The organism is Promicromonospora sp. NPDC090134 (genome assembly GCF_044746965.1).
In the GTDB taxonomy this organism is placed as follows: Bacteria; Actinomycetota; Actinomycetes; order Actinomycetales; family Cellulomonadaceae; genus Promicromonospora.
In genome coordinates this window covers 244,444-264,864 of sequence record NZ_JBIVCZ010000008.1, presented here as the reverse complement: position 1 = coordinate 264,864, position 20,421 = coordinate 244,444, and the positions used below count along the sequence as shown (strand labels likewise).

Here is a 20,421-nt window from a genome sequence, read left to right as displayed (position 1 = left end):
CCCACGGCGCGCCTCCTGACGCACCCGCGGGAGGCGCAGGTAGCCTGCCGCACATGGAACGACGCCGGGTGGGCAGGTCGGGCCTGCGGGTCTCGGAGCTCGGGCTCGGCACCATGACATGGGGCCGCGACACCGACGAGATCGACGCGGCCGAGCAGGTACGGGACTTCCTCGACGCCGGCGGCACCCTTGTCGACACCGCGGCCAGCTACGCCGACGGCGACTCCGAGCGCGTGATCGGCACGCTCCTGTCCGGCAAGGTCGCACGCAACGAGCTGGTGCTGGCCACCAAGGCGGGCATCCGGTCGGAGTCGCGGCCCGACGGCGGCCCGGGCCGCGTCGTGGACGCCTCCCGCGGCGCCCTGCTCGACAGCCTCGACGAGTCGCTGGCGCGCATGGGCACCGACCACGTGGACCTGTTCCTCGTGGCCTGCCCCGACCCCAACACGTCGCTGGAGGAGACCTGCAACGCGCTGCGGATCGCGGTGACCAGCGGGCGCGCCAGGTACGTGGGCCTGAGCAACCACCCCGGCTGGGCGACGGCGCGCGTGGCGACGCTGCTGGAGCCGGACGTCGGCCTGGCCGCCGTGGAGCTCGAGTACTCGCTGCTCCAGCGCGGTGTGGAGCGCGACGTCGTCCCGGCCGCCGACGCCCTGGGTGCCGGGCTGCTGGCCTGGTCGCCCCTCGGGCGCGGCGTGCTCACCGGCAAGTACCGGCGGGCCATCCCCGCCGACTCACGGGCCGCCGGGGCGCTGGCGGGCTTCGTCCAGTCGTACCTGGAGGGGCCGGCGTCCGCCGTCGTCGAGGCCGTGGCGACCGCGGCCGAGGGACTGGGCCGCGCCGCCGGGGAGGTGGCGCTCGCCTGGCTCCTGGAGCGCGAGGGCATCGCGTCGGCGATCGTGGGCGCACGGACGCCCGCCCAGCTCCGTTCGTCGCTGGCGGCCGTGTCCCTCGAGCTGCCGTACGAGGTGCACGCCGCGCTCGACGACGTCTCCGCCCCGGAGATCGGCTATCCGGAACGCTGGTGACCGTGCGACCGCCCGGGCCTGAGCCCGCGCCGGGTCAGCGCTGCTGCGCAGGCTGCGGCTGGTCCTCCGACTCCTCGACCTCGCCCAGGTCGTCGTCGAAGTCGAGATCCTCCAGATCCTCCAGGTCCTCGTCCGGCTCGTCGTCCTCGTCGTCGTCCTCGTCCACCTCGTCGGCCAGGTAGAACGGCGTCACCTCGCCGAACACGGTGGCCAGGGAGTCCTCGTACACCTCGTAGGCGTCGGCAAGCACGTCGTAGGCGTCGTCGACGGCGGGGTCGTCGTCACTCCGGCGAGTGGCGACCGCGTGGTGGTGGGCCTCGAGTGCGGCTACGAGGCGGTCGAGCGCGGCACGCGGTTCAACGGTCATGCCTTGAAGGTAGCGCCCCATGGGCCACAATGGGCAGACGAAATTCATTGCTGTCACCGGTCTGCAACCAAACCGGCATAAACTGACCTCACCCGCGACCCGAGGACGGTGCATCAGATGGCGAGAGACGGCTCCGTGTTCCGCAAGAACAGTCAGTACGAGTACCGCGTCGTGACCTTCGAGCCGGACACCACGGTGCCGGACGCCCGCAGGGCGCTCACCGACGAGGCCGAGTACGGCCGCTGGGAACTGGCCCGGACCCTTCTCTACATCGGCGGCAGACGCAAGGTCTGGCTCCGCCGCAAGATCATCAAGGTCTCCTCGACCCTCTGACCCCGTGTCAGACGCTCAGGTCACCCGGGTGCCCTGAGCGTCTGACACGTGCGCGGGGGCAGGTCAGCAGGTGGCGAGCAGGCGGTCCAGCACGCGCGTGCCGAACTTGAGGGCCTCGGTGGGCACGCGCTCGTCCACGCCGTGGAACATGCCGGCGAAGTCCAGGTCGTTCGTGAGCTGCAGCGGCGCGAAGCCGTAGCCGGTGATGCCCAGGCGGTGCAGCGACTTGTTGTCGGTGCCGCCCGAGAGCGTGTACGGCAGCACCGTGGCGCCCGGGTCCTCGGCGTCGATCGCGGCGACCATCGCGTCGACCAGCGACCCGCCGAACGGCACCTCCAGGGCGGTGTCCAGGTGGATCGGCTCGATCCGCACCCGGGGCCCGGCCAGCTCGCGCAGCGTCGCCATCCCCGCCTCCTCGTGGCCCGGCAGGAGCCGCACGTCCACGGTCGCCTCGGCGCGGCCCGGGATCACGTTCGCCTTGTAGCCGGAGGCGAGCTGGGTCGGGTTGGACGTGTTGCGCACCGTGGCGCCCACGAACTTCGCCACCGGGCCGAGTGCGGCCACCAGGGCGTCGATCGTGGCCGGGTCCTCGTAGTCCACGGGCAGCCCCGTCAGGTCGCCGACGCCGCGCAGCAGCGCGTCCACGGTCGGGGTGATCGTGGTGGGCCAGGCGTGCTGCCCGATCCGCGCGACGGCGGCGGCGAGCTCGGTGACCGCGTTCTCCTCGTTGACCTGCGAGCCGTGCCCGGCACGGCCGTCGGCGATCAGCCGCAGCCAGGCGATGCCCTTCTCCGCCGTCTGCAGCAGGTAGGCGCGCTTGCCGCCCACCTCGACCGAGTAGCCGCCCACCTCGGAGATCGCCTCGGTGGCGCCCTCGAACAGGTCGGGGCGGTGGTCCACGGCCCACCGGGCACCGTACACGCCGCCCGCCTCCTCGTCGGCGAAGAACGCGACCACCACGTCGCGCGCGGGCCTGCGGCCCTCGCGCACCATCTGCCGCACGACGGCCAGGATCATGGCGTCCATGTCCTTCATGTCGACGGCGCCGCGACCCCAGATCAGGCTGCCGGTCGGCCCATCAGTCACTTCGGCGCCGAACGGGTCCACGCTCCAGTCGTCCTTCGCGGCGGGCACCACGTCGAGGTGCCCGTGCAGCACCAGCGCGGGCCGGCTGCGGTCCTGCCCCTCCAGCCGGACGACGACGGAGGCCCGCCCCGGGCTCGACTCGAACAGCTCGGGCTGCAGCCCCACCTCGTGCAGCAGCTCCATGACGTACTCGGCCGCGGCACGCTCCCCCGGACCCTCGTTGTCGCCGTAGTTCGACGTGTCGAACCGGATCAGCTCCTGGCAGATCCGGATGACCTCGTCGGCGGCGGTGGGCACGGGCGCGGCGGTGGGAACAGTCTCAGTCACAGGGCCACGGTAACCGGCCGCACAAGGCGGCCGGTCCACCGCGGCCCGGCGTCTCACGACTCAGACCAGGCCGCGCCGCTCGAGCAGCGGCGTGATCTCGGCGGCGCGCCCCCGCAGGTCCTCGAACGAGGCCAGCGGGTCCTGCGAGCCGCCGCGGGCGAGCAGCTTGCGCCGGAACGCCTCGCCGTTCTCCCGGGTCAGCCCGCCGTTCTCGGCGTACCACTGCACCGTGTCCGCGTCGAGCACCTCGGACCAGATGTACGAGTAGTACCCGGCCGAGTACCCGCCCCCGAAGATGTGGTTGAAGTAGGTGCTGCGGTACCGCGGCGGCACGGAGGCGAAGTCGACGCCGGCCGCGGCGAGCGCCGCCGCCTCGAAGGGCAGCACGTCCTCGACCGACGTCGGCACCTGGTCCGGCGTGAGCTGGTGCCACGCCTGGTCGAGCAGCGCGGCGGCGAGGTACTCGGTGGTCGAGAAGCCCTCGCCCCAGACCCGGGACGCGAGCATGGTGTCGACCCACTCGGCCGGCATCGGCTCGCCGGTGGTGTGGTGGACGGCGAACGACGTCAGGATCCGCGGCTCCCACGACCACATCTCGTTGACCTGCGAGGGGTACTCGACGAAGTCGCGCGGCACGGAGGTGCCGGACTGCGACGGGTAGCGGACGTCGCTGAGCAGGCCGTGCAGCGCGTGCCCGAACTCGTGGAACAGGGTGGTCACCTCGTCCCACACGAGCAGCGTCGGCTCGCCCGCCGGCGGCTTGACGATGTTCAGGTTGTTGACCACCACGGGCTTCTCGCCCAGCAGGTCGCTCTGCACGACGAGGCTGTCCATCCAGGCGCCGCCCCGCTTGGACTCGCGCGTGTAGAAGTCGGCGAGGAACAGCCCGAGACCGGTGCCCGGCTCCCCCGGCTCGACCGAGTCGAACACCTCGAAGACCCGGACGTCCGGGTGGTAGCCCGGCAGGTCGGCGCGCTCGGTGAAGGAGAGCCCGAACAGCAGGCCGGCGGCCTGGAACACGCCGTCGTGCACCACGCGCTCGAGCTCGAGGTAGGGGCGCAGGGCGGCGTCGTCCAGGTTGAAGCGCTCCTTGCGCACGGCCTCGTTGAGGTAGGACCAGTCGGCGGCGGCCACGCCGTCGGCGCTCCCGCTGCCCGACGGCGCCCCGCTCACCTTCGCGAGCTCGCCCGCCTCGCGTCGGGCGTTGGCGACGGCGGCGGGCGCGAGGCGCCCGAGCATCTCGTTGACCGCTGCCGTGGTGCCGGCGGTCGCGTCCGCGGCGATGTAGGCCGCGTGGTGCTCGTAACCGAGGAGCTGCGCGTGCTCGGCGCGCAGCCGGGCGAGCTCCAGCAGCACCTCGCGGGTGTCGTTGTCACCGCCCGTGGCGCCCCGGGCCATGGAGGCGCTCTGCACGCGCTCGCGCGTGGTCGGGTTCTCCAGCGAGGCCAGCACGTTCTGGTGCGTGAAGAGCTGCATCTCCAGGAGCCAGCCGTCCTGGCCGCGTGCCTCGGCGGCGGCCCGGGCGCCCGCCCGGGCGTCGGCGGAGAGGCCGGCGAGCTCCGCCTCGTCGGTCACGAGCACGCTCGCCTCGTTGGCGCCGGCCAGGAGCTTGCGCCCGAAGCTCGCCTCCAGCGTCGTGATGCGGGCGTTGAGGTCGCGCAGCGTGTCCTGGTCCTGGGGCGACAGCTCGATGCCGGAGCGCTGGAACTGCTTCATGAGCTTCTCGACCAGGTACGCGGTGTCGGGCGCCAGGTCGAGGTCGCCCGCGGCGGCTGCGTCGGCCAGGGAGCGCACGCGTGCGTGGAGGCGCGCGTCCATGTTGATCGCGTCCTGGTGGGCGGCGAACTGCGGCGCGAGCCGCTCCTGGACGTCCTCCAGGCCGGGGGTCGAGTCCGAGGGGAGCTGGTTGAAGTACGCCCGGGCGGCCCGGCCCAGGAGCTGCCCGGCCCGTTCCAGCGCCTCGAGCGTGTTCTCGACGGTGGCGGGCTCCGGGTTCGTGGCGATCGCCTCGACCTCGGCGCGGTGGGCGGCCATGCCGGCCAGGATCGCCGGCTCGTAGTGCTCCTCGCGGATCGCGGCGAAGTCAGGCAGGCCGTACGGCAGCGTGGACGGGGCGGCGAACGGGTTGGCCGGGTCCAGCTCCGCGGGCGCGGTGGTCTCATGGGTCGAGGTCATGGGGAACATCCTCGCCGATCGGTCGCCCCGGGGCCGCACGCTTTCCACGGGGTCGGCAGGTCCGCGCGTCGGAGCGGTTAGGGTCGGGGCGTGGATCCTCTGCGGCTCGTCGGCACCTGGGAGTTCCGGCGGGAGATCCGGCACGCCGACGGCGCCGGGTACACCGCCGACGGCGCGGCCCGGTTCTTCCTGGAGGACGACGGCCGCGTGCGCTGGGCGGAGCAGGGCACCCTGCGCTGGGCCGCGGGCAGCACGCCGGTGTCGCGCACGCTGTTCCTGGTCCGGGACAGCACTGCCCGGGCCGAGCCGGTCGCCGTCGGGCCCGGGACGGGCTGGCGCGTGACCTTCGAGGACGGCCGGGACTTCCACCCGTGGACGGCGGGCGCCGTCGAGCACCTGTGCGGCCGGGACCTGTACCAGGGTGGCGTGGCGGCCCCGGCGCAGCCGGGGTCGTCCTGGGAGCTGAGCTGGCACGTGACCGGCCCGGAGAAGGACTACCTGATGCACACCTGGTACTCACGCCCCTTCGAGACCGGGGTTTCTCCGCTTTCGACCACGTGAAAGCGGAGAAACCCCGGTCTCGAAGGAGTGGGACGTCAGGGCAGCACGTTCGGGTTGTTCGCGTGGGTCAGGGTCTCCCAGGCCACGAACAGGTTGTTGGTGCCCGCCGGGCGGGTGGACTCCGTGAGGGCCTGCGTGTTGCTCATCGCGAACCCCTGCCGGTTGTGCAGGGCGTTGAACCCGACCTCGGTGACCGGGCCGAGGCCCAGGTGCACCGACCCGCCGCAGAGCCAGGACGGCACCGCGGTGCCCCGCTGGTAGGTCGAGTGGAACCCGAGCGCGTGCCGCAGTCGCTCCCCCACCTGCGGGTACAGGTCGTCGCCCTGGATCGCGGCGGTCTCGGCCACGTGCGAGATCGCCGAGATGCCGTAGCCGGTGTGCGTGAAGTCCCGGCAGGTCTCCTGCGACAGCCCGTTGACCAGGGTGCGCTGGTTGTGCCAGTAGGCGAAGATCTGGTCCGGCGTGTCCCGGCCGGAGCCGGGCACGGTGCGCGGCACCGACCCGTCGGAGGTCAGGTAGATGAACGCGGGCACCCGCACCAGGAACCGCTGCCGCGCCGACGCGTAGGCGGTGCGGTCGTCGAGGAAGATCGCGATGCCGACGGCGGCCTCCATCATCGACAGCTCCCAGTTGCCGTTGCTGTTGGACCCGTTGATCACCTCGGGCAGGTAGACCGTGCGCAGCATGGTCTCGAACCTGTCGACGTCGGCCGCGGCCCAGCCCGCGCCCGTGTACCGGATGATCTCCGCGGCGCGCGGCCACACCGACCCGGCCCACGCCGTCTGCAGCGGGGCGTTGGAGTTGGTGTGGTCCCGGATCACCGGCGACCAGGCGTTCATGATCGAGATCGCCTTCTGCGCGTACCGCGTGTCCCGGGTGACCGACCACGCCAGGGCGTGGGTGTACGCCGCGATGGCGTCCTCCCGCTCGTCGGTGCACCCGTAGTTCGGGTTGGAGTACGACCCGCACTCGACCACGGCCCGCGGGTGCGGCGTGTAGGACAGCGACGCGTACCGGCTGCCCATCATCGAGTCGTAGGCGCTGCGCCAGGGCTGGGCGCCGGCCTGCACCTGCTGCCGGATGAAGTCGAGCTGCGGCGCGCTGACGTGCACGCCCGGGTGCGTGAACGCCGCGGGCACGTCCGCCGGAGCGGCGTCGGCACCGGCGTCCGGCACGGCGTCCGGGAGGGCGGGCGCCTGCTGCCCGACGGCGGTGCGCGGCCCGGGTGTGGCGCTCGCCGTGCCCGCGGCGGCCGCCGGCAGGGCGAGCCCCACGGCGACGGCGAGCACGACCAGGGTGCGGGCGGACGTCCTACGGCTGCGGATCCTCATCAGAAGCCTCCCGTGATGCGCGTGAACTCGAACCCGGGCTGGTCCCGGTTGACGGACCAGAACGCCAGCCGGGTGAGGCCGTTGTTCCGCGCGTAGTCACGGATCTGCGTCCAGGCCGCGGTGGTGGTGATCTCGCCCTGGTCGGAGCTCCCGTTCATGCCGGAGATGCCCATGTGGGCGTACGCCTGGGCGTCCGTCCAGCCGCGGGCCGACTTGAGCTGGTTCTTCAGCCCTTCGGACGCGTTGATCGTGTCCTGCGCGATGTTCGAGGAGCCGAAGTTGAACGGCATGATCGTGTAGTTGTCGATCGGGACGCCGAGCTGCGCGGCCCGGTTGATCAGCCGGGTGCCGGCACCCTCCGGGCCGCCGCGGCCCGTGCCGATCGTGACGGCGATCTTCACGCTGGGGTTGTTCTGCTTGACGATGGTCAGACCCTGCAGGATGCGGTCCTGGACGACTGTGTTCTCGAACTCGTCGGAGTTCTCGATGTCGAAGTCGACGACGTTCGGCTGGTGCGCGTTGATGACCTGCTGCACGGCCCCGGCGTACGCGGCCGGCGTCGAGCAGTTGGGCCCGAGCTTGTTGCCGGACCAGCCGCCGAACGAGATCTGTACCTGGCCGCCGGCGGCCTTGATCGCGTTGATGGTCTGCTGGTCGACGCCGCCGGTCAGCGGCCGGCTGCCGTCCCAGGCGGGGTTGCAGCCCCCGGACGAGAGGATGAACGCCATGGTGAACGCCCGCACGCCCGTCTGGCTCATCACCGACGTGGCGCTCGGCGGGTTGCCCCAGCCCAGGTACAGGTAGGGCGCACCCGGCATCTTCGCCGGGTTGGGCTCGGGATTGCCGCCGCCGGACGGGAGCGTCCAGCGCTGGTTGGCGCCCGCGAAGCAGTCCCAGAGCTGCAGCGGCGTGCCGTCCGCGGAGCTCGGCCCGGTCGCGTCCAGGCACTTGCCGAGCGCGCGCAGCGTGCCGTCCGCGCCGGCCGTCCAGGTCTGCGCGGCGCTGCCGTTGCAGTCCCAGAGCTGGATGCGGGTGCCGTTGGCGGTGCTCGCGTCCGCGACGTCGAGGCACTTGCCGAGCGCGCGGACCGTGCCGTCGGTACGCACGTCCCAGCTCTGCGCGTTCGTGCCGTTGCAGCCGTAGAGCTGGATCTGCGTGCCGTTCGCGGAGCTCGCCGCCGCGACGTCGACGCACTTGCCGCCGTACCCGGTGATCGCTCCGGTCGCCGCCTGCGCGGGCAGCGCGCCCGCGCCGAGCGCGAGCGCGGTGGCGAGGGCCAGGGACAGTGTCGCGAGGCCGCCGAGGACACGGCGCCGTAGACGTGCTTGCATGGTCGTCCTCCTCATGAACTTTCAAGCCTGTAAGTGAGGAGAACGTACGACTTCTTTGCCACCTGCAACATTGGGGCTAACCCGTACAGGGACCACACAGGTTCGGGCCCCGACGGCGGCGGGCACCGGCCGGACGACGTCGGGCACCGGCTCGCTCACCGCGAACCGGTGCCCGACGACCGCGGGGCGGGGTGTCAGAATCCCGCGGTGATCCGCGTGAACTCGAGGTCCTGCTGCGCGATGCCGCTGCAGTTGGACGTCACGCCGCCGCCCTCGCAGCCCCGGTCGCGGTTGACGGCCCAGTACGCGAACCGGGTCAGGCCGTTGGCGTCGGCCCAGTCCCTGATCTCGGTCCACTGCGCGGGCGTCGTGGTCTCGCCGACGTCGGACAGCCCGTTCATGCCGGAGATCCCGGAGTACGAGTAGGCCTCGGCGTCGGACCAGCCGTGCGCCGCCTTGAGCTGGTCCTTGAGGCCCTGGGCCGCGCTGATCGTGTCGGCCACCATGTCGGAGCCGCCGAAGTCGAACGTCATGATCGTGTAGTTGTCGATCGGCGTGCCCAGCTCGGCGGCCCGCGTGATGAGACGCGAGCCGGCCCCGCCCGGGCCGGTCGTGGTGGTCGGGATCGTCACCACGGCCTTCACACCGGGGTTGTTCTGCTTGACGATCGCGATCCCCTGCAGGATCCGGTCCTGCACGGCGTAGTCCTCGTACTCGTCGGTGTTCTCGATGTCGAAGTCCACGACGTCGGGGCCGTGCGCGTCGATGACCTGCTGCACGGCCCCCGCGAACGCCTCCGGGCCGGCGCAGTTCGGGCCCAGCTTGTTGCCCGAGTAGCCCCCGAAGGAGATCTGCACCTGGCCGCCGGCCGCCTGGATCGCGTCGATCGTCTGCTCGTCGACACCGCCGGTCAGCGGCCGCTGCCCGTCCCACGCGGGCGTGCAGCCGCCGGACGACAGCATGAACGCCATGGTGAACGCCGAGACCCCGGTCTCGCTCATCACCGAGGTGGCGCTCTGCGGGTCGCCCCAGCCCAGGTACAGGTAGGGCGCACCAGGCAGCTTCTCCGCCACGGCCTGCGGCTCGGCCGGCCCGGCGGCCCGGGCTCCGGCAACCTCCGTCGCGGCGGCGCCGACCATGCCGCCGGCAGCCAGGACCATCGCGGTCACTGAGCCGAGCAGGGCGAGGCGCCTCGGGTTGGTCTTCATCGTCGTCTCCCGAAGATGTCGGTCGGATTCGTACGGAGACCGTACACAGCGGGTGAAAAATGGCGCATCAGGGTTAACCCGTACACGTCACCGCCGCACCTGCGTCAGGTTCCCCTCCGCGTCCAGCCGGATCTCCGCGTCCAGGCCCAGCCGCTCCAGGAACGCGCCGTCGTGGCTCACCACGAGCAGCGCACCCCGGTAGGCCGACAGCGCGTCCACGAGCTGGTCCGTGCTCGCGATGTCCAGGTTGTTCGTCGGCTCGTCCAGCACCAGGAGCTGCGCCGGCGGGTCCGCCAGCAGCAGGCGCGCCAGCGCCACCCGGAACCGCTCGCCGCCCGACAGCGTCGCCACCGGCCGGTCCACCGCCGCGCCCCGCACCAGGAACCGCGCCAGCCGGTTGCGCAGCTCCCCCGGCGGCACGTGCGGCGCGCCCTCCCGCACGGCGTCCAGCACGGAGGCCGCGTCGGGCAGCACGTCGACCCGCTGCGGCAGGTACGCCGCGCGCTCGATCAGCAGCTCCCCGGACGCACCCGCCTGCTCGCCGTCCGCACCCGACAGCAGGCGCTCCAGGAGGGTCGTCTTGCCGACGCCGTTCGGGCCCGTCAGCGCGATCCGCTCCGGACCCTGGATCACCACCTCCCGGCCGTCCGCGCCCCGCAGCACCGCCAGCCGCCGCCCGGCCGGCACCCCCGGGTCCGGCAGGTCCACGGAGATCCGGTCGTCGTCGCGCACCGCGCGCTCCGCCAGGTCGACGGCCGCGCGCGCGGCGTCCACCTTGTCGTCCAGCATCCCGCGGCGCGACCCGGCCGACTTCTCCGCGCTGTTACGCCGGTCGTTGATCACGGCCTTGACGTACTTGCTGTTCGCGGCGTCCTTGCGGCCCTTGCGCTCGCTGTGCGCGATGCGCTCCTCGGCCTCGATCCGCTGCCGCTTCTCGCGGCGCAGCGTCTGCTCGGCCGCGCGCAACGTCTGCGCCGCCGCCTCCTGCTGCACCTGGAGCCACGCCCGGTACTCCGAGTACGGGCCGCCGAACGTCGTCAGCGACCCGGCACGCAGCTCGGCCGTGTCGTCCATCAGCTCCAGCAGGGCCAGGTCGTGCGAGACCACGACGAGCGCGCCCCGCCAGCCGCGGACCAGCTCGTACAGGCGCTCGCGCGCGGCGCCGTCCAGGTTGTTCGTCGGCTCGTCGAGCAGCGCGACGGCGGCGGCCCCGCTGGACTGGCGCAGCCGTACGCCGGTGATCGCGGTCAGCATCGTCTCGCCGCCGGACAGCGTGGCGACCGAGCGGTCGAGGCCGGTGGGCAGGCCGGTGGACGCCAGCAGCGCGACGGCCCGCTCCTCGACGTCCCAGTCGTCGCCGACGACGTCGAAGTGCGCCTCGTCGACGTCACCCGACTCGATGGCGCGCAGCGCCCGCACGACGGGCGTGATGCCGAGCAGGTCGGCGACCGTGGCGTGCACGTCGAGCGTGATGCGCTGCGGCAGGTAGTCGGCGGTGCCGCTCAGCGCGACGCGCCCGGAGGTGGGCGCGAGCAGGCCGGCGACGACGCGCAGCATGGTGGACTTGCCGGCCCCGTTGAGGCCGGTCAGGCCGGTACGGCCGCGGCCGAAGGCACCGGAGACGTGATCGAGCGCGACGGCGCCGTCGGGCCAGGCAAAGGTGACGTCGTGCAGCACGACAGAAGGGTTGGACAACACAGCAGGGACTCCCGGGAGGTGGCATGGTGCCGACGCCCGGTGCCCTCGTGGAGGGCAGGCGTCAGCGCGAGGTGTTCTCGTACCGGGAGATGCCCGTCATCACAGTCCTTGTCCGTAGCTCCCTCACACGCGCGGCACACCCGCAGGAGCGCACACAGCCTGACATGGGACGACGCCGGGGCGCAACGTGAATCACGGCACGCCCCGACGAGGTCACCGTCCGGTGAGCACGGCCCGGCGGATCCGCTCGCTGCGCAGGAACAGCGCGGCCCAGATGCCCACGGCGAACAGGACGGGCGTGAGCGTGTACGCCAGGGAGTCCTCCAGGCGGACGTGCGCAGCCACGGCCCCGCCCAGGTAGGCGGTCAGGAGCAGCGCACCGAGGAACGCCGTCCAGGGCACCACGTAGAGCAGCACCGCGACCCCCTGCAGCACGCCGATCAGGAGAACCGCGGAGGCCGGATAGCCGATGGCCTCGAACATGCCGACCGACCGCTCGGACTCGGTGAGCTGGCCGTAGGCGCCCTGGGCGAGCTGGGCCGCGACGGCCAGCGTGACCACCCACCCGAGCACAGGCGCCGCTCGCCGGACGACGGGCATCGCCCGCCGGACGACGGGCCGGACGGTCCGGGCGGGGGTGCGGGCGGGAGTGCGCGTGGAGCCGGAAGTATCGAGGGACATGGCGTGGTCTCCGTTTCTGCGACGTCGGCGGCGCGGTCCCGGAAACGTACGGCGCGGCCCGCCCGGAGAACACGGCGCTAGCCGTTTAACAGCGGCAGATCGCGGGGCCGCGAGGTCAGGGCTCCGGCGCCGTAAGGTAGCGCTGCACGGTGGGCCCCAGCCAGGCGACGACGTCCGCCCGGGTCAGGTCCGCGGCGGGGCCGAACCGCAGCACGTACCGCACCAGCGCCATGCCGAGCACCTGCGAGGCGACCAGTGCGGCGCGCCGCGCCGCGTCCTCGCGGGTCACGACGAACCGCTCGGCGAGCGGCAGGATCTGACCGGAGAACACGTCGCGCATCCGTGCGGCCCCGGCCTCGTTCGTCACCCCCACGCGCAGCAGGGTCTGCAGCACGCTGTCGTGCTCCCAGAGGTCGAGGAAGTGCCCCACGAGCACCGCCCCGACGTCGTCCACGGGGATCGCGGCCAGGTCCGGGAGCACCAGCTCCACGTCGATGACCGCCGCGAACAGGCCCTCCTTGGAGCCGTAGTAGCGCATCACCATCGACGGGTCGATCCCGGCGTCCTGCGCGATGGCGCGCACCGTGGCGCGCTCGTAGCCGTCGGCCGCGAACCGCCCGCGGGCCGCGTCCAGGATCGACGCGCGGGTCACGTCCGACCGGCGCCGCGGAGCATCCGTGTCTGTCATGCCAACAACTGTATGCCAACATCCGTTGACCTTTGCCGAACCGGTCCGCTACGTTGGTCAACAAGCGTTGGCAAACACTCGTTGACCCCGTACCCCAGGAGGACATCATGGACACGGACGTCGTAGTCGTCGGGGCCGGACCCACCGGCCTGCTGCTCGCCGGGGACCTCGCCACGGCCGGGGCGCCCGTCACCGTCCTGGAGCAGCGGCCGGCCGGGCTGAGCAACCTGACCCGCGCGTTCGCCGTGCACGCGCGCAGCCTGGAGGTGCTCGATGCCCGGGGCCTGGCGGACGAGCTGCTCACGCGCGGGCAGCGGGTCGGCAGCCTCCGGCTCTTCCAGCGGCTCACCGTCGACCTGGCGGGCCTGCCGTCCCGGTTCCGGTACGTGCTCGTCACGCCCCAGTACGAGGTGGAGCGGCTGCTGCGCCGCCGCGCCGAGGAGGCGGGCGCCGTGTTCCGGCACGACACCCGGGTCACGGCCCTGGCCCAGGACGACGACGGCGTCACGGTCACCACCGCCGACGGCCCTCACCTGCGCGCCCGGTACGTCGTCGGCACCGACGGCGCGCGGTCCACGGTGCGCGACGCCGTCGGCATCCCGTTCCCCGGCCGGGCCGTGATCCGGTCGATGGTCCTGGCCGACGTCCGGCTGGCGCGGCAGCCCGCCGACCTGCTCACGGTCGCCGCCGCGAACGACTCGCTCGGGTTCCTCGCCCCGTTCGGCGACGGCTGGTACCGGTTCATCGGCTGGCACGGCAGCCGCGACGTCAGCGAGGACGAGCCGGTCGACCTCGACGAGGTGCGTGCCATCGCCCGCGCCACGCTGCACGACGACTACGGCATGAGCGAGCCGAGGTTCCTGTCTCGCTTCCACGCCGACGAGCGCCAGGCCCCCACCTACCGCGCGGGCCGCGTCTTCCTCGCCGGCGACGCCGCGCACGTGCACAGCCCCGCGGGCGGGCTCGGCATGAACACCGGCATGCAGGACGCCGCGAACCTCGGCTGGCGCCTCGCCGCCGCGCTACGCCTGCCGACCGACGCGGCGGACGCCGTGCTCGACGGCTACGAGGCCGAGCGGCACCCCGTGGGCAAGCAGGTACTGCGCACGAGCGGCGGGATCCTGCGCGTCGCCACACTTCCGGGGCCGCTGGTCGCAGCGGTGCGGCGCGGCGTCGTCGGCCTGGTCTCCCGGGTGGCGCCGGTCCGGCGTCGGGCGGCGCTGACCATCTCCGCCCTCGGCGTCGCCTACCCGCGCCCCCGCGGGGCGCACCCGCTGGTCGGCACCAGGGCGCGGGACCTCCCGCTGGAGGGCGGGTCGCGACTCGCCGAGGCGCTCCGGGCCGGGCGGTTCGTCCTGGTCGCCCCGGCGGGGGCGCCGGCTCCCGGCCTGCCGGCCGCGCCCGGCGAGGTCGACCCGGCCGAGCGCGTCGTCGTCCGCCGGTCCGACGGCGGCGCGACCGCCCTGCTGGTGCGCCCGGACGGCTACGTGGCCGACGCGACCGCGGGTGCGTGACCCGCGGCCGCGGGCCGCGTGCCGGCTCAGTACTCGTAGCTGGAGGTGGACTCGCTGAAGAAGCCCTCCCGGAATTCCGGGATGCTGAACAGGACGACGAGCCCGACGACCGCGAGCAGCGTCAGGCCGATCGTCACCCAGCCCGTGATGATGCCGGCCAGTGCCATGCCGCCGTTGTCGGCCTGGCCCTCCCGCTGCGCCTTGCGGCTCAGGTGGCCGGTGATGACCGCCGGGATGCCGGCCAGGACCCCGATGCCGCAGGTGAACAGCAGGAAGACGCTGAGGATGCCCAGCACGAGGGACCAGACCCCGAGTGCGTTCTTCTCGAGCGGGGCCGCGTACCCGTAGGGCGCGCCGTACGAGTAGGGCTGCCCCGGGTACGGCTGGGCCGGGTAGGGCTGAGCCGGGTAGGGCTGGGCCGGGTAGGGCTGTCCCTGCTGGTCCCACTGCTGCTCGGGCTGCTGGTACGGCTGACCGTACGGCTGCTGGTAGGGACTCTGCGGTTCGGCCTGGCCCGGCGCAGGGCCGGGTCCCGGCCCATAGGCGGGGCCGGGGCCGGGCTGCGGGGCGTCCGGCTGCTTCGGCGGGTCGTAGGGCGACTTCCACTCGTCGGGCTGGGTCATGCCTCCCCCTTCCACGGGGTGCGCGGGATGCCGTGTGCTGCCGCGAGCGACCGGAGCGCGGTCATACCTGGGTCACCGAGAACGCCGCCCCGAGGAGCCCGACCACCAGGAAGAGGATCCAGACCAGCACCGCGGCGCCGGTCAGCGCCACGTTGATCCAGCCCAGGACCAGCCCCGCCGTCGCCATACCGAGGTTGTTCGCCAGGCCCTCGCGGACCGCCTTGCGGCTGGCGTTCCCGGTCACGATGGCGACGATGCCCAGGATGAGCGGGCAGAGGATCCAGCTCAGGATGCCCGTCACGAGCGACCAGACGCCGAGGTCGTTCTTCGGGGGCGCGACGGGGTAGCCGTACTGCGGCGGCGCGCCGTACTGGTACGGCGCGGGGCCCTGCGGCGGGTACGGCTGCACCTGACCGGAGGCGTATTGACCGGAGGGGTACTGGCCCGAGGCGTACTGCCCCTGGCCCGAGGCGTACGGGCCGGACGCATACTGCCCCTGGCCCGAGGCGTACGGGCCGGACGGGTACTGGACCGGCTGGCCCGACGGCGGCTGCGCGGGGTACCCGTAGGCGGGTCCGGCGGGCGGCGCCGGGGGTGCGGGCGCGACCGCGGGCAGGTCCACCGTCGGCTGATCCACCGCCGTCTGCTCCTCCGTCGGCTGGTCCGGCGCCGTCTGCTCCACCGCCTGCTGCGGGGCGGCCGGCTGGTCGTTCGGGTCCTGCGGGCCGGGCCCGTCGTCGGGCTGGGTCATCGTGCTGCCTTCCATGCTCGGGCGCGCCACACGGCGCAGGCGGGAGACGACAGGTCAGCCCGCCGCACCACGGAGGGAGTTCTCACCTCGGGTGCGGCGGGCTGACCGGCTGCTGCGGAGCGGGCTCAGCTGTTCTCGAGCTCGTCCATGAGCTCCTGGAGCTCAGGGTCCATGGTCGCGCCGGAGTCGCCGAGCTCCTGCTCGTAGCTGTCCTGGAACTCCTGCTCGAAGCCCTCCTGGAACTCCGGCGTCGACACGAGGAAGGCCGCGAACGCGATGTAGGCGATCACGCCGAGGGTGACCAGCACCGTCCCGATCCAGCCCATGATCAGGCCGGCGAGGCCCATGCCGCCGTTGTCCGCGAGACCCTCGCGCTGCGCCTGCCGGGACTTGGTACCGGTGATGATCGCCGCGATACCGGTGAGCAGACCGCAGCCGAGCACGGACAGGATGCCGAGCACGAGCGACCAGACGCCGAGGCTGTTCTTCGGCAGCGGCGCGCCGTAGGCGGGCTGACCGCCCTGTGCGTAGACCGGCGGCTGCTGCTCGTACGGCTGCTGTCCGTACGGCGCCTGCTGGTACGGGGCGGGCTGACCGGGGACCGAGCCCGGCGCGGGCGTCGCCGGCTGTCCCTGCTCGGGCGGCTGCTGCGGCGGGTCGTAGGGCGACTGGCCGCCGTCAGGCTGGGTCATCGTGCTACCTCTCTGCTTTACGGTGAGCCGGGGGACGGGTCCGGCCCGGAGGTGCCAAACCTACAGGTAGGACGCCCCGCGCGGCAGGAAAACCGCGCGGGGAGACCTACCCGTGTTCGCACGGTTTCCAGGTCAGTAGTTCCAGTCGTTGGGGTCCATGTCTTCCCATCCGTTCAGGCCGCCGGAGAAGAGCCCGACCGCCAGCGCGATGACGAAGAACACGATGGCGAGCACGACCAGCGCCACGTTGATCCAGCCCAGGATCAGACCCGCGGTGCCCATGCCGCGGTTGTTCGCCAGGCCTTGGTCGGCGGCCCTGCGGCTCATGGTGCCCGTGATGATCGCCGCGATCCCGAGCAGGAGCGGGCAGAACACGTAGCTGAGGATGCCCGTGATCAGCGCCCACACGCCCAGGTCGTTCTTGGGCGGCGTCTGCCCGTAGCCGTACTGCGGTGCGGCGGGTGCGCCGGGCTGGCCGTAGGGCGTCGGGACGCCCTGCTGTCCGTAGGGTGGGCCCGCGTCGGGACCGGACGGCGGGACCGGGTTCGGATTCTGCGGGGTGGGTTGCTGAGGAGGTGGGGGCTGCTGTCCGGCGGGCTGCGGCGGGGTGGGCTGCTGCTCCGCGCGGTACGGCTCACCCGGAAGAGGCTGCGTGGGCGTCGGGTCCGGACCCTGTGCGGGGGTCGACCCGGGCAACGGCTGCGTAGGCGGCGTCTCCGGCTGGGGATCGCGCGGCGTACCGCCCTCGTTCTCGGTCATGAGGCTGCCTTCCCTTCCAGTCAGGGAGCTGGGGCGCCGGGACCGGTGCCCCACCTCCACCTAACCAGGGATGACGCGGACCTGCCCGGGCGGCAGGGCCTTCACCCGCGCCGCCAGGTCTCCACCTCGTGCGCCAGCACGAAGCCCAGGCGCTCGTAGACGCGGCGCGCGGGCGCGTTGTCGTCGTAGAGGCCGAGCGTCACCAGCCCGCGCTCCGTGACGCCGTCCGCCGTCATCCGGGCCGTCAGGGCGCTGCCCAGCCCCTGCCCTCGGCGCGCCGGGTCCGTCCCGATCGACCCCAGGTGGACGGACCCGGTCGGGGTCGGGGTCGCCGATCCGACGGCGACCAGCGCGCCGGCGCGCGCCCCGGGGGACGCCGGGGCACGCACCCCGTACCAGCGGGCCAGGCGCGCGCGGGGTCCCTGGGCACCGGAACGCGTGCCCGGGTTGGCCCGGGCGAGCAGGTCGACGATCTCGTCGGTGTGCCGGTCGAGGTCCAGCACCTCGACGCCCGGCGACCCGGCGCGCACCGGCGGCGCCACCTCCGTGACCATGCGGTCCCAGGTGGAGTCCGGCACGAGGCCCCAGCCGGCGAGGGTCTCGCCGGCCAGGGTCCCGGTGCCACGGGTCACCGTGGCGGCCACGACGTCGCCGTCGGGCACCACCGTGGTCAGGAGGCGGGCCAGCCGGTCGGCCCGGCCGACGGCGTTCAGCCACCGGCCGGGCTGCTCCCCCGTCGGGTCGGCGAGCTCGACGACGGCGGCCGCGCCGGCGTCGTCCGGACCCGCCTCGTCCGTCCAGGCCCGCATGACCTCGAAGAAGTCGGAGCGCGCCCGGTGGAAGACGTGGTCGAGCCCGTGGCCGCCGAGCCGGGTCACGCCGTGGGGGCCGCCACGGGTGCGGCCTCGGGCGTGAAGTCGACGCCGGCTTCCTTGCGCTGCTCCGGCGTGATCGGCGCCGGCGCCGCCGTCAGCGGGTCGAACCCGCCGCCCGACTTCGGGAACGCGATGACGTCGCGGATCGAGGCCGACTTCGTCAGCAGGGACACGATGCGGTCCCAGCCGAACGCGATGCCGCCGTGCGGCGGGGCGCCGAACGCGAAGGCGTCGAGCAGGAAGCCGAACTTCTCCTGCGCCTCCTCGTGCCCGATGCCCATCACCTCGAAGACGCGCTCCTGCACGTCCCGGCGGTGGATACGGATCGAGCCGCCGCCGATCTCGTTGCCGTTGCAGACGATGTCGTAGGCGTAGGCCAGGGCCTCGCCCGGCTCCTTCTCGAAGGTGTCGATCCACTCGGGCGTGGGCGACGTGAACGCGTGGTGCACGGCGGTCCAGGCGGACGAGCCGAGGTCGACGTCGTCATCCTGGCCGGCCGGCTTGAACAGGGGCGCGTCCACGACCCACACGAAGGACCAGGCGTCATCCGTCTCGGGCGTGCCGATCTGTCCGAGCTTCCGCGCGATCTCGAGGCGGGCGGCGCCGAGCAGGCCGCGCGCCTCCGACGTCTTGCCCGCGGCGAAGAACACGGCGTCGCCGGGCTGGGCGCCGGTCGCGGCCGCCAGGCCGGCGCGCTCGTCGTCGGACAGGTTCTTGGCGACGGGGCCGCCGAGCTCGCCCTCCTCCGTGAAGGTCACGTACGCCAGGCCCCGCGCGCCGCGCTGCTTGGCCCACTCCTGCCAGGCGTCGAACTGGCGGCGCGGCTGGGCCGCCCCGCCGGCCATGACGACGGCGCCCACGTACTCGGCCTGGAACACGCGGAACGGCGTGGCCTTGAAGTAGTCGGTGAGCTCGACGATCGGGTTCTCGAAGCGCAGGTCGGGCTTGTCCGTGCCGTACAGGCGCATCGCCTCGTGGAACGTGATGCGCTGGATGGGCGTCGGGATCTCGACGTCCACCAGGGCCCAGAGCGCCTGGAGGATCTTCTCGCCGAGGGCGATCACGTCCTCCTGGTCCACGAAGCTCATCTCGACGTCGAGCTGCGTGAACTCCGGCTGGCGGTCCGCGCGGAAGTCCTCGTCGCGGTAGCAGCGCGCGATCTGGTAGTAGCGCTCCATGCCGCCCACCATGAGGAGCTGCTTGAAGAGCTGCGGCGACTGCGGCAGCGCGTACCAGGAGCCGGGCGCGAGGCGGGCCGGGACCAGGAAGTCGCGGGCACCCTCCGGGGTGGACCGGGTCAGGGTCGGCGTCTCGATCTCGACGAAGTCCTGCTCGTCGAGCACGCGGCGCGCGGCCTGGTTGGCCTTGGCGCGCAGGCGCAGGGCGTGCGCGGGTGCCGGACGGCGCAGGTCGAGGTAGCGGTGCTTGAGGCGCGCCTCCTCGCCGATCACCTCGGTGTCCGCGAGCGCCGTGGACACCTGGAACGGCAGCGGCGCGGACTCGTTGAGGGTGACGACCTCGGTGGCGACGACCTCGATCTCGCCGGTGGCGAGGTTGGCGTTGGCGTTGCCCTCGGGGCGGCGGCCGACCTCGCCGGTGACCTGGAGCACGAACTCGGCGCGCAGCGGGTGGGCGATCTCCTCGTCGCGGATGACGACCTGGGCGATGCCGGACGCGTCGCGCAGGTCGATGAACGCCACTCCCCCGTGATCACGGCGGCGGTCGACCCAGCCCGTGAGGGTGACGGTCTGGCCGATGTGCTCGGCCCGCAGTGAGCCGGCCGTGTGGGTGCGGAGCACGAAGAAGTCCTTCCAGCGTGGGTTGAGGGTCCCGAGAATTCTAGTCACCGCCGAGGCCCCTTGGCGCCGCCCGGCCGTGGTGGGCGCCGTGGCGCGTAGCCTGACGCCCATGGCCAGGACTATCGCGACCAACACGACCGTGTCCCGGGACGAGCTGCTGGAGTTCCTGCGCTCGCGCCGCGACGGGATCCTCGTGACCAGCAGGGCCGACGGCGCCCCGCAGCTCAGCCCCGTGACGTACGGTGTGGACCCGCAGGGCCGCGTCGTCGTCTCGACGTACCCGGAGCGGGCCAAGGCGCGGAACCTGAGGGCGCGGCCCGCAGCGTCGTTCCTGGCGCTCGGCGAGGACTTCGGCGGCGCCTGGGTGCAGGTGGACGGCACGGCCGAGGTGCTGGACGTCCCGGAGTCGGTGGAGCCGCTGGTCGACTACTTCCGCGCGGCGGCCGGCAAGGAGCACCCGGACTGGGACGAGTACCGCGCGGCGATGGTCGAGCAGGGCAAGTCGCTCGTGCGGATCACCATCGAGCGGTGGGGCCCGGTGGCGACGGGCGGGTTCCCGGCGCGTCTCGCCGAGGGCTGACCCGCCTGTCGCCG

At 73.0% G+C, this 20,421-nt stretch carries 20 protein-coding genes; 5 read left to right on the top strand and 15 right to left on the bottom strand.

Translation table 11 applies throughout. The features are described from left to right. The first annotated feature begins 53 nt into the window (after positions 1–53). On the top strand, positions 54–1,028 hold the full coding sequence (locus ACIPN7_RS21730; RefSeq protein WP_400547095.1) for an aldo/keto reductase: 975 nt from the start codon (positions 54–56) through the stop codon (positions 1,026–1,028). Positions 1,029–1,062: 34 nt separating this feature from the next. Here the strand turns inward: ACIPN7_RS21730 and ACIPN7_RS21725 are convergent, their stop codons facing one another. Beyond that, positions 1,063–1,395: a primosomal protein gene (locus ACIPN7_RS21725; protein WP_400547092.1), complete on the bottom strand. Its 333-nt coding sequence runs from the start codon at positions 1,393–1,395 to the stop codon at positions 1,063–1,065. Between the two features lie 117 nt (positions 1,396–1,512). Here ACIPN7_RS21725 and ACIPN7_RS21720 point away from each other — a divergent pair, with 117 nt between their 5' ends. Continuing rightward, complete coding sequence (locus ACIPN7_RS21720) at positions 1,513–1,728, top strand: DUF5703 family protein (protein ID WP_400547089.1); 216 nt, start codon at positions 1,513–1,515, stop codon at positions 1,726–1,728. Between the two features lie 63 nt (positions 1,729–1,791). Here ACIPN7_RS21720 and ACIPN7_RS21715 read toward each other — a convergent pair whose 3' ends face one another. Both ACIPN7_RS21715 and ACIPN7_RS21710 read right to left on the bottom strand, forming a co-directional pair. Then, on the bottom strand, positions 1,792–3,141 hold the full coding sequence (locus ACIPN7_RS21715; RefSeq protein WP_400547086.1) for a M20/M25/M40 family metallo-hydrolase: 1,350 nt from the start codon (positions 3,139–3,141) through the stop codon (positions 1,792–1,794). Between the two features lie 60 nt (positions 3,142–3,201). After that, entirely contained in the window at positions 3,202–5,316 is a 2,115-nt protein-coding gene (locus ACIPN7_RS21710; protein ID WP_400547083.1) for a M3 family metallopeptidase, read from the bottom strand. A 90-nt stretch (positions 5,317–5,406) separates the two neighbouring features. On the opposite strand from ACIPN7_RS21710, the gene ACIPN7_RS21705 reads away from it, so the two are divergent. Beyond that, positions 5,407–5,877 (top strand): DUF6314 family protein, encoded by a 471-nt coding sequence (locus ACIPN7_RS21705; RefSeq protein ID WP_400547080.1) that lies wholly within the window; start codon positions 5,407–5,409, stop codon positions 5,875–5,877. A 35-nt stretch (positions 5,878–5,912) separates the two neighbouring features. Here the strand turns inward: ACIPN7_RS21705 and ACIPN7_RS21700 are convergent, their stop codons facing one another. The 6 genes from ACIPN7_RS21700 to ACIPN7_RS21675 all read right to left on the bottom strand — a co-directional run bounded on the left by ACIPN7_RS21700 (position 5,913) and on the right by ACIPN7_RS21675 (position 12,814). Next, positions 5,913–7,208: an alginate lyase family protein gene (locus ACIPN7_RS21700; RefSeq protein WP_400547077.1), complete on the bottom strand. Its 1,296-nt coding sequence runs from the start codon at positions 7,206–7,208 to the stop codon at positions 5,913–5,915. Next, positions 7,208–8,539, bottom strand: coding sequence for a ricin-type beta-trefoil lectin domain protein (locus ACIPN7_RS21695; protein ID WP_400547074.1), 1,332 nt, complete (start codon positions 8,537–8,539; stop codon positions 7,208–7,210). Before ACIPN7_RS21695 ends, ACIPN7_RS21700 begins: the two co-directional genes overlap by 1 nt. A gap of 194 nt (positions 8,540–8,733) precedes the next feature. After that, positions 8,734–9,747 carry a chitinase gene (locus ACIPN7_RS21690; protein WP_400547072.1) on the bottom strand — a complete coding sequence of 338 codons (1,014 nt, stop codon included), beginning with the start codon at positions 9,745–9,747 and terminating at the stop codon, positions 8,734–8,736. 87 nt (positions 9,748–9,834) lie between these two features. Then, positions 9,835–11,424: an ABC-F family ATP-binding cassette domain-containing protein gene (locus ACIPN7_RS21685; RefSeq protein WP_400547069.1), complete on the bottom strand. Its 1,590-nt coding sequence runs from the start codon at positions 11,422–11,424 to the stop codon at positions 9,835–9,837. A 234-nt stretch (positions 11,425–11,658) separates the two neighbouring features. Next, positions 11,659–12,126, bottom strand: a complete 468-nt coding sequence (locus tag ACIPN7_RS21680) for a DoxX family protein (protein WP_400547066.1) — start codon at positions 12,124–12,126, stop codon at positions 11,659–11,661. A 115-nt stretch (positions 12,127–12,241) separates the two neighbouring features. Further along, on the bottom strand, positions 12,242–12,814 hold the full coding sequence (locus ACIPN7_RS21675) for a TetR family transcriptional regulator (protein WP_400547063.1): 573 nt from the start codon (positions 12,812–12,814) through the stop codon (positions 12,242–12,244). 107 nt (positions 12,815–12,921) lie between these two features. Here ACIPN7_RS21675 and ACIPN7_RS21670 point away from each other — a divergent pair, with 107 nt between their 5' ends. Further along, a complete protein-coding gene (locus ACIPN7_RS21670) occupies positions 12,922–14,328 on the top strand; it encodes an FAD-dependent monooxygenase (protein ID WP_400547060.1) in 1,407 nt (468 codons plus the stop codon). Between the two features lie 26 nt (positions 14,329–14,354). Here the strand turns inward: ACIPN7_RS21670 and ACIPN7_RS21665 are convergent, their stop codons facing one another. From ACIPN7_RS21665 to aspS, 6 genes are all read right to left on the bottom strand, one after another. Beyond that, on the bottom strand, positions 14,355–14,951 hold the full coding sequence (locus ACIPN7_RS21665; RefSeq protein WP_400547057.1) for a DUF4190 domain-containing protein: 597 nt from the start codon (positions 14,949–14,951) through the stop codon (positions 14,355–14,357). A gap of 61 nt (positions 14,952–15,012) precedes the next feature. Continuing rightward, positions 15,013–15,702: a DUF4190 domain-containing protein gene (locus ACIPN7_RS21660; RefSeq protein ID WP_400547054.1), complete on the bottom strand. Its 690-nt coding sequence runs from the start codon at positions 15,700–15,702 to the stop codon at positions 15,013–15,015. 125 nt (positions 15,703–15,827) lie between these two features. Next, positions 15,828–16,394 carry a DUF4190 domain-containing protein gene (locus ACIPN7_RS21655; protein WP_400547052.1) on the bottom strand — a complete coding sequence of 189 codons (567 nt, stop codon included), beginning with the start codon at positions 16,392–16,394 and terminating at the stop codon, positions 15,828–15,830. Between the two features lie 132 nt (positions 16,395–16,526). Beyond that, positions 16,527–17,153, bottom strand: a complete 627-nt coding sequence (locus ACIPN7_RS21650; RefSeq protein WP_400547049.1) for a DUF4190 domain-containing protein — start codon at positions 17,151–17,153, stop codon at positions 16,527–16,529. A 101-nt stretch (positions 17,154–17,254) separates the two neighbouring features. Then, the gene (locus tag ACIPN7_RS21645) at positions 17,255–18,031 is read right to left on the bottom strand and encodes a GNAT family N-acetyltransferase (RefSeq protein WP_400547046.1); all 777 of its coding nucleotides are present in this window, start codon (positions 18,029–18,031) and stop codon (positions 17,255–17,257) included. After that, positions 18,028–19,827 (bottom strand): aspartate--tRNA ligase, encoded by a 1,800-nt coding sequence (aspS, locus tag ACIPN7_RS21640; RefSeq protein ID WP_400547236.1) that lies wholly within the window; start codon positions 19,825–19,827, stop codon positions 18,028–18,030. The genes ACIPN7_RS21645 and aspS overlap by 4 nt, the downstream gene beginning before the upstream one ends. A gap of 109 nt (positions 19,828–19,936) precedes the next feature. Between aspS and ACIPN7_RS21635 the strand changes: the two genes are divergently transcribed. Further along, the gene (locus ACIPN7_RS21635; protein ID WP_400547043.1) at positions 19,937–20,407 is read left to right on the top strand and encodes a PPOX class F420-dependent oxidoreductase; all 471 of its coding nucleotides are present in this window, start codon (positions 19,937–19,939) and stop codon (positions 20,405–20,407) included. Positions 20,408–20,421: the final 14 nt, after the last annotated feature.

Bases quoted from the DNA above. Each gene is read 5' to 3' on its own strand.
- ACIPN7_RS21710 (WP_400547083.1), bottom strand. From the start codon at position 5,316: ATGACCTCGACCCATGAGACCACCGCGCCCGCGGAGCTGGACCCGGCC.
- ACIPN7_RS21650 (WP_400547049.1), bottom strand. From the start codon at position 17,153: ATGACCGAGAACGAGGGCGGTACGCCGCGCGATCCCCAGCCGGAGACG.
- ACIPN7_RS21690 (WP_400547072.1), bottom strand. From the start codon at position 9,747: ATGAAGACCAACCCGAGGCGCCTCGCCCTGCTCGGCTCAGTGACCGCG.
- ACIPN7_RS21725 (WP_400547092.1), bottom strand. From the start codon at position 1,395: ATGACCGTTGAACCGCGTGCCGCGCTCGACCGCCTCGTAGCCGCACTC.
- ACIPN7_RS21730 (WP_400547095.1), top strand. From the start codon at position 54: ATGGAACGACGCCGGGTGGGCAGGTCGGGCCTGCGGGTCTCGGAGCTC.
- ACIPN7_RS21700 (WP_400547077.1), bottom strand. From the start codon at position 7,208: ATGAGGATCCGCAGCCGTAGGACGTCCGCCCGCACCCTGGTCGTGCTC.
- ACIPN7_RS21680 (WP_400547066.1), bottom strand. From the start codon at position 12,126: ATGTCCCTCGATACTTCCGGCTCCACGCGCACTCCCGCCCGCACCCCC.
- ACIPN7_RS21660 (WP_400547054.1), bottom strand. From the start codon at position 15,702: ATGACCCAGCCCGACGACGGGCCCGGCCCGCAGGACCCGAACGACCAG.
- ACIPN7_RS21675 (WP_400547063.1), bottom strand. From the start codon at position 12,814: ATGACAGACACGGATGCTCCGCGGCGCCGGTCGGACGTGACCCGCGCG.
- ACIPN7_RS21670 (WP_400547060.1), top strand. From the start codon at position 12,922: ATGGACACGGACGTCGTAGTCGTCGGGGCCGGACCCACCGGCCTGCTG.
- ACIPN7_RS21655 (WP_400547052.1), bottom strand. From the start codon at position 16,394: ATGACCCAGCCTGACGGCGGCCAGTCGCCCTACGACCCGCCGCAGCAG.
- ACIPN7_RS21635 (WP_400547043.1), top strand. From the start codon at position 19,937: ATGGCCAGGACTATCGCGACCAACACGACCGTGTCCCGGGACGAGCTG.
- ACIPN7_RS21720 (WP_400547089.1), top strand. From the start codon at position 1,513: ATGGCGAGAGACGGCTCCGTGTTCCGCAAGAACAGTCAGTACGAGTAC.
- ACIPN7_RS21665 (WP_400547057.1), bottom strand. From the start codon at position 14,951: ATGACCCAGCCCGACGAGTGGAAGTCGCCCTACGACCCGCCGAAGCAG.
- ACIPN7_RS21695 (WP_400547074.1), bottom strand. From the start codon at position 8,539: ATGCAAGCACGTCTACGGCGCCGTGTCCTCGGCGGCCTCGCGACACTG.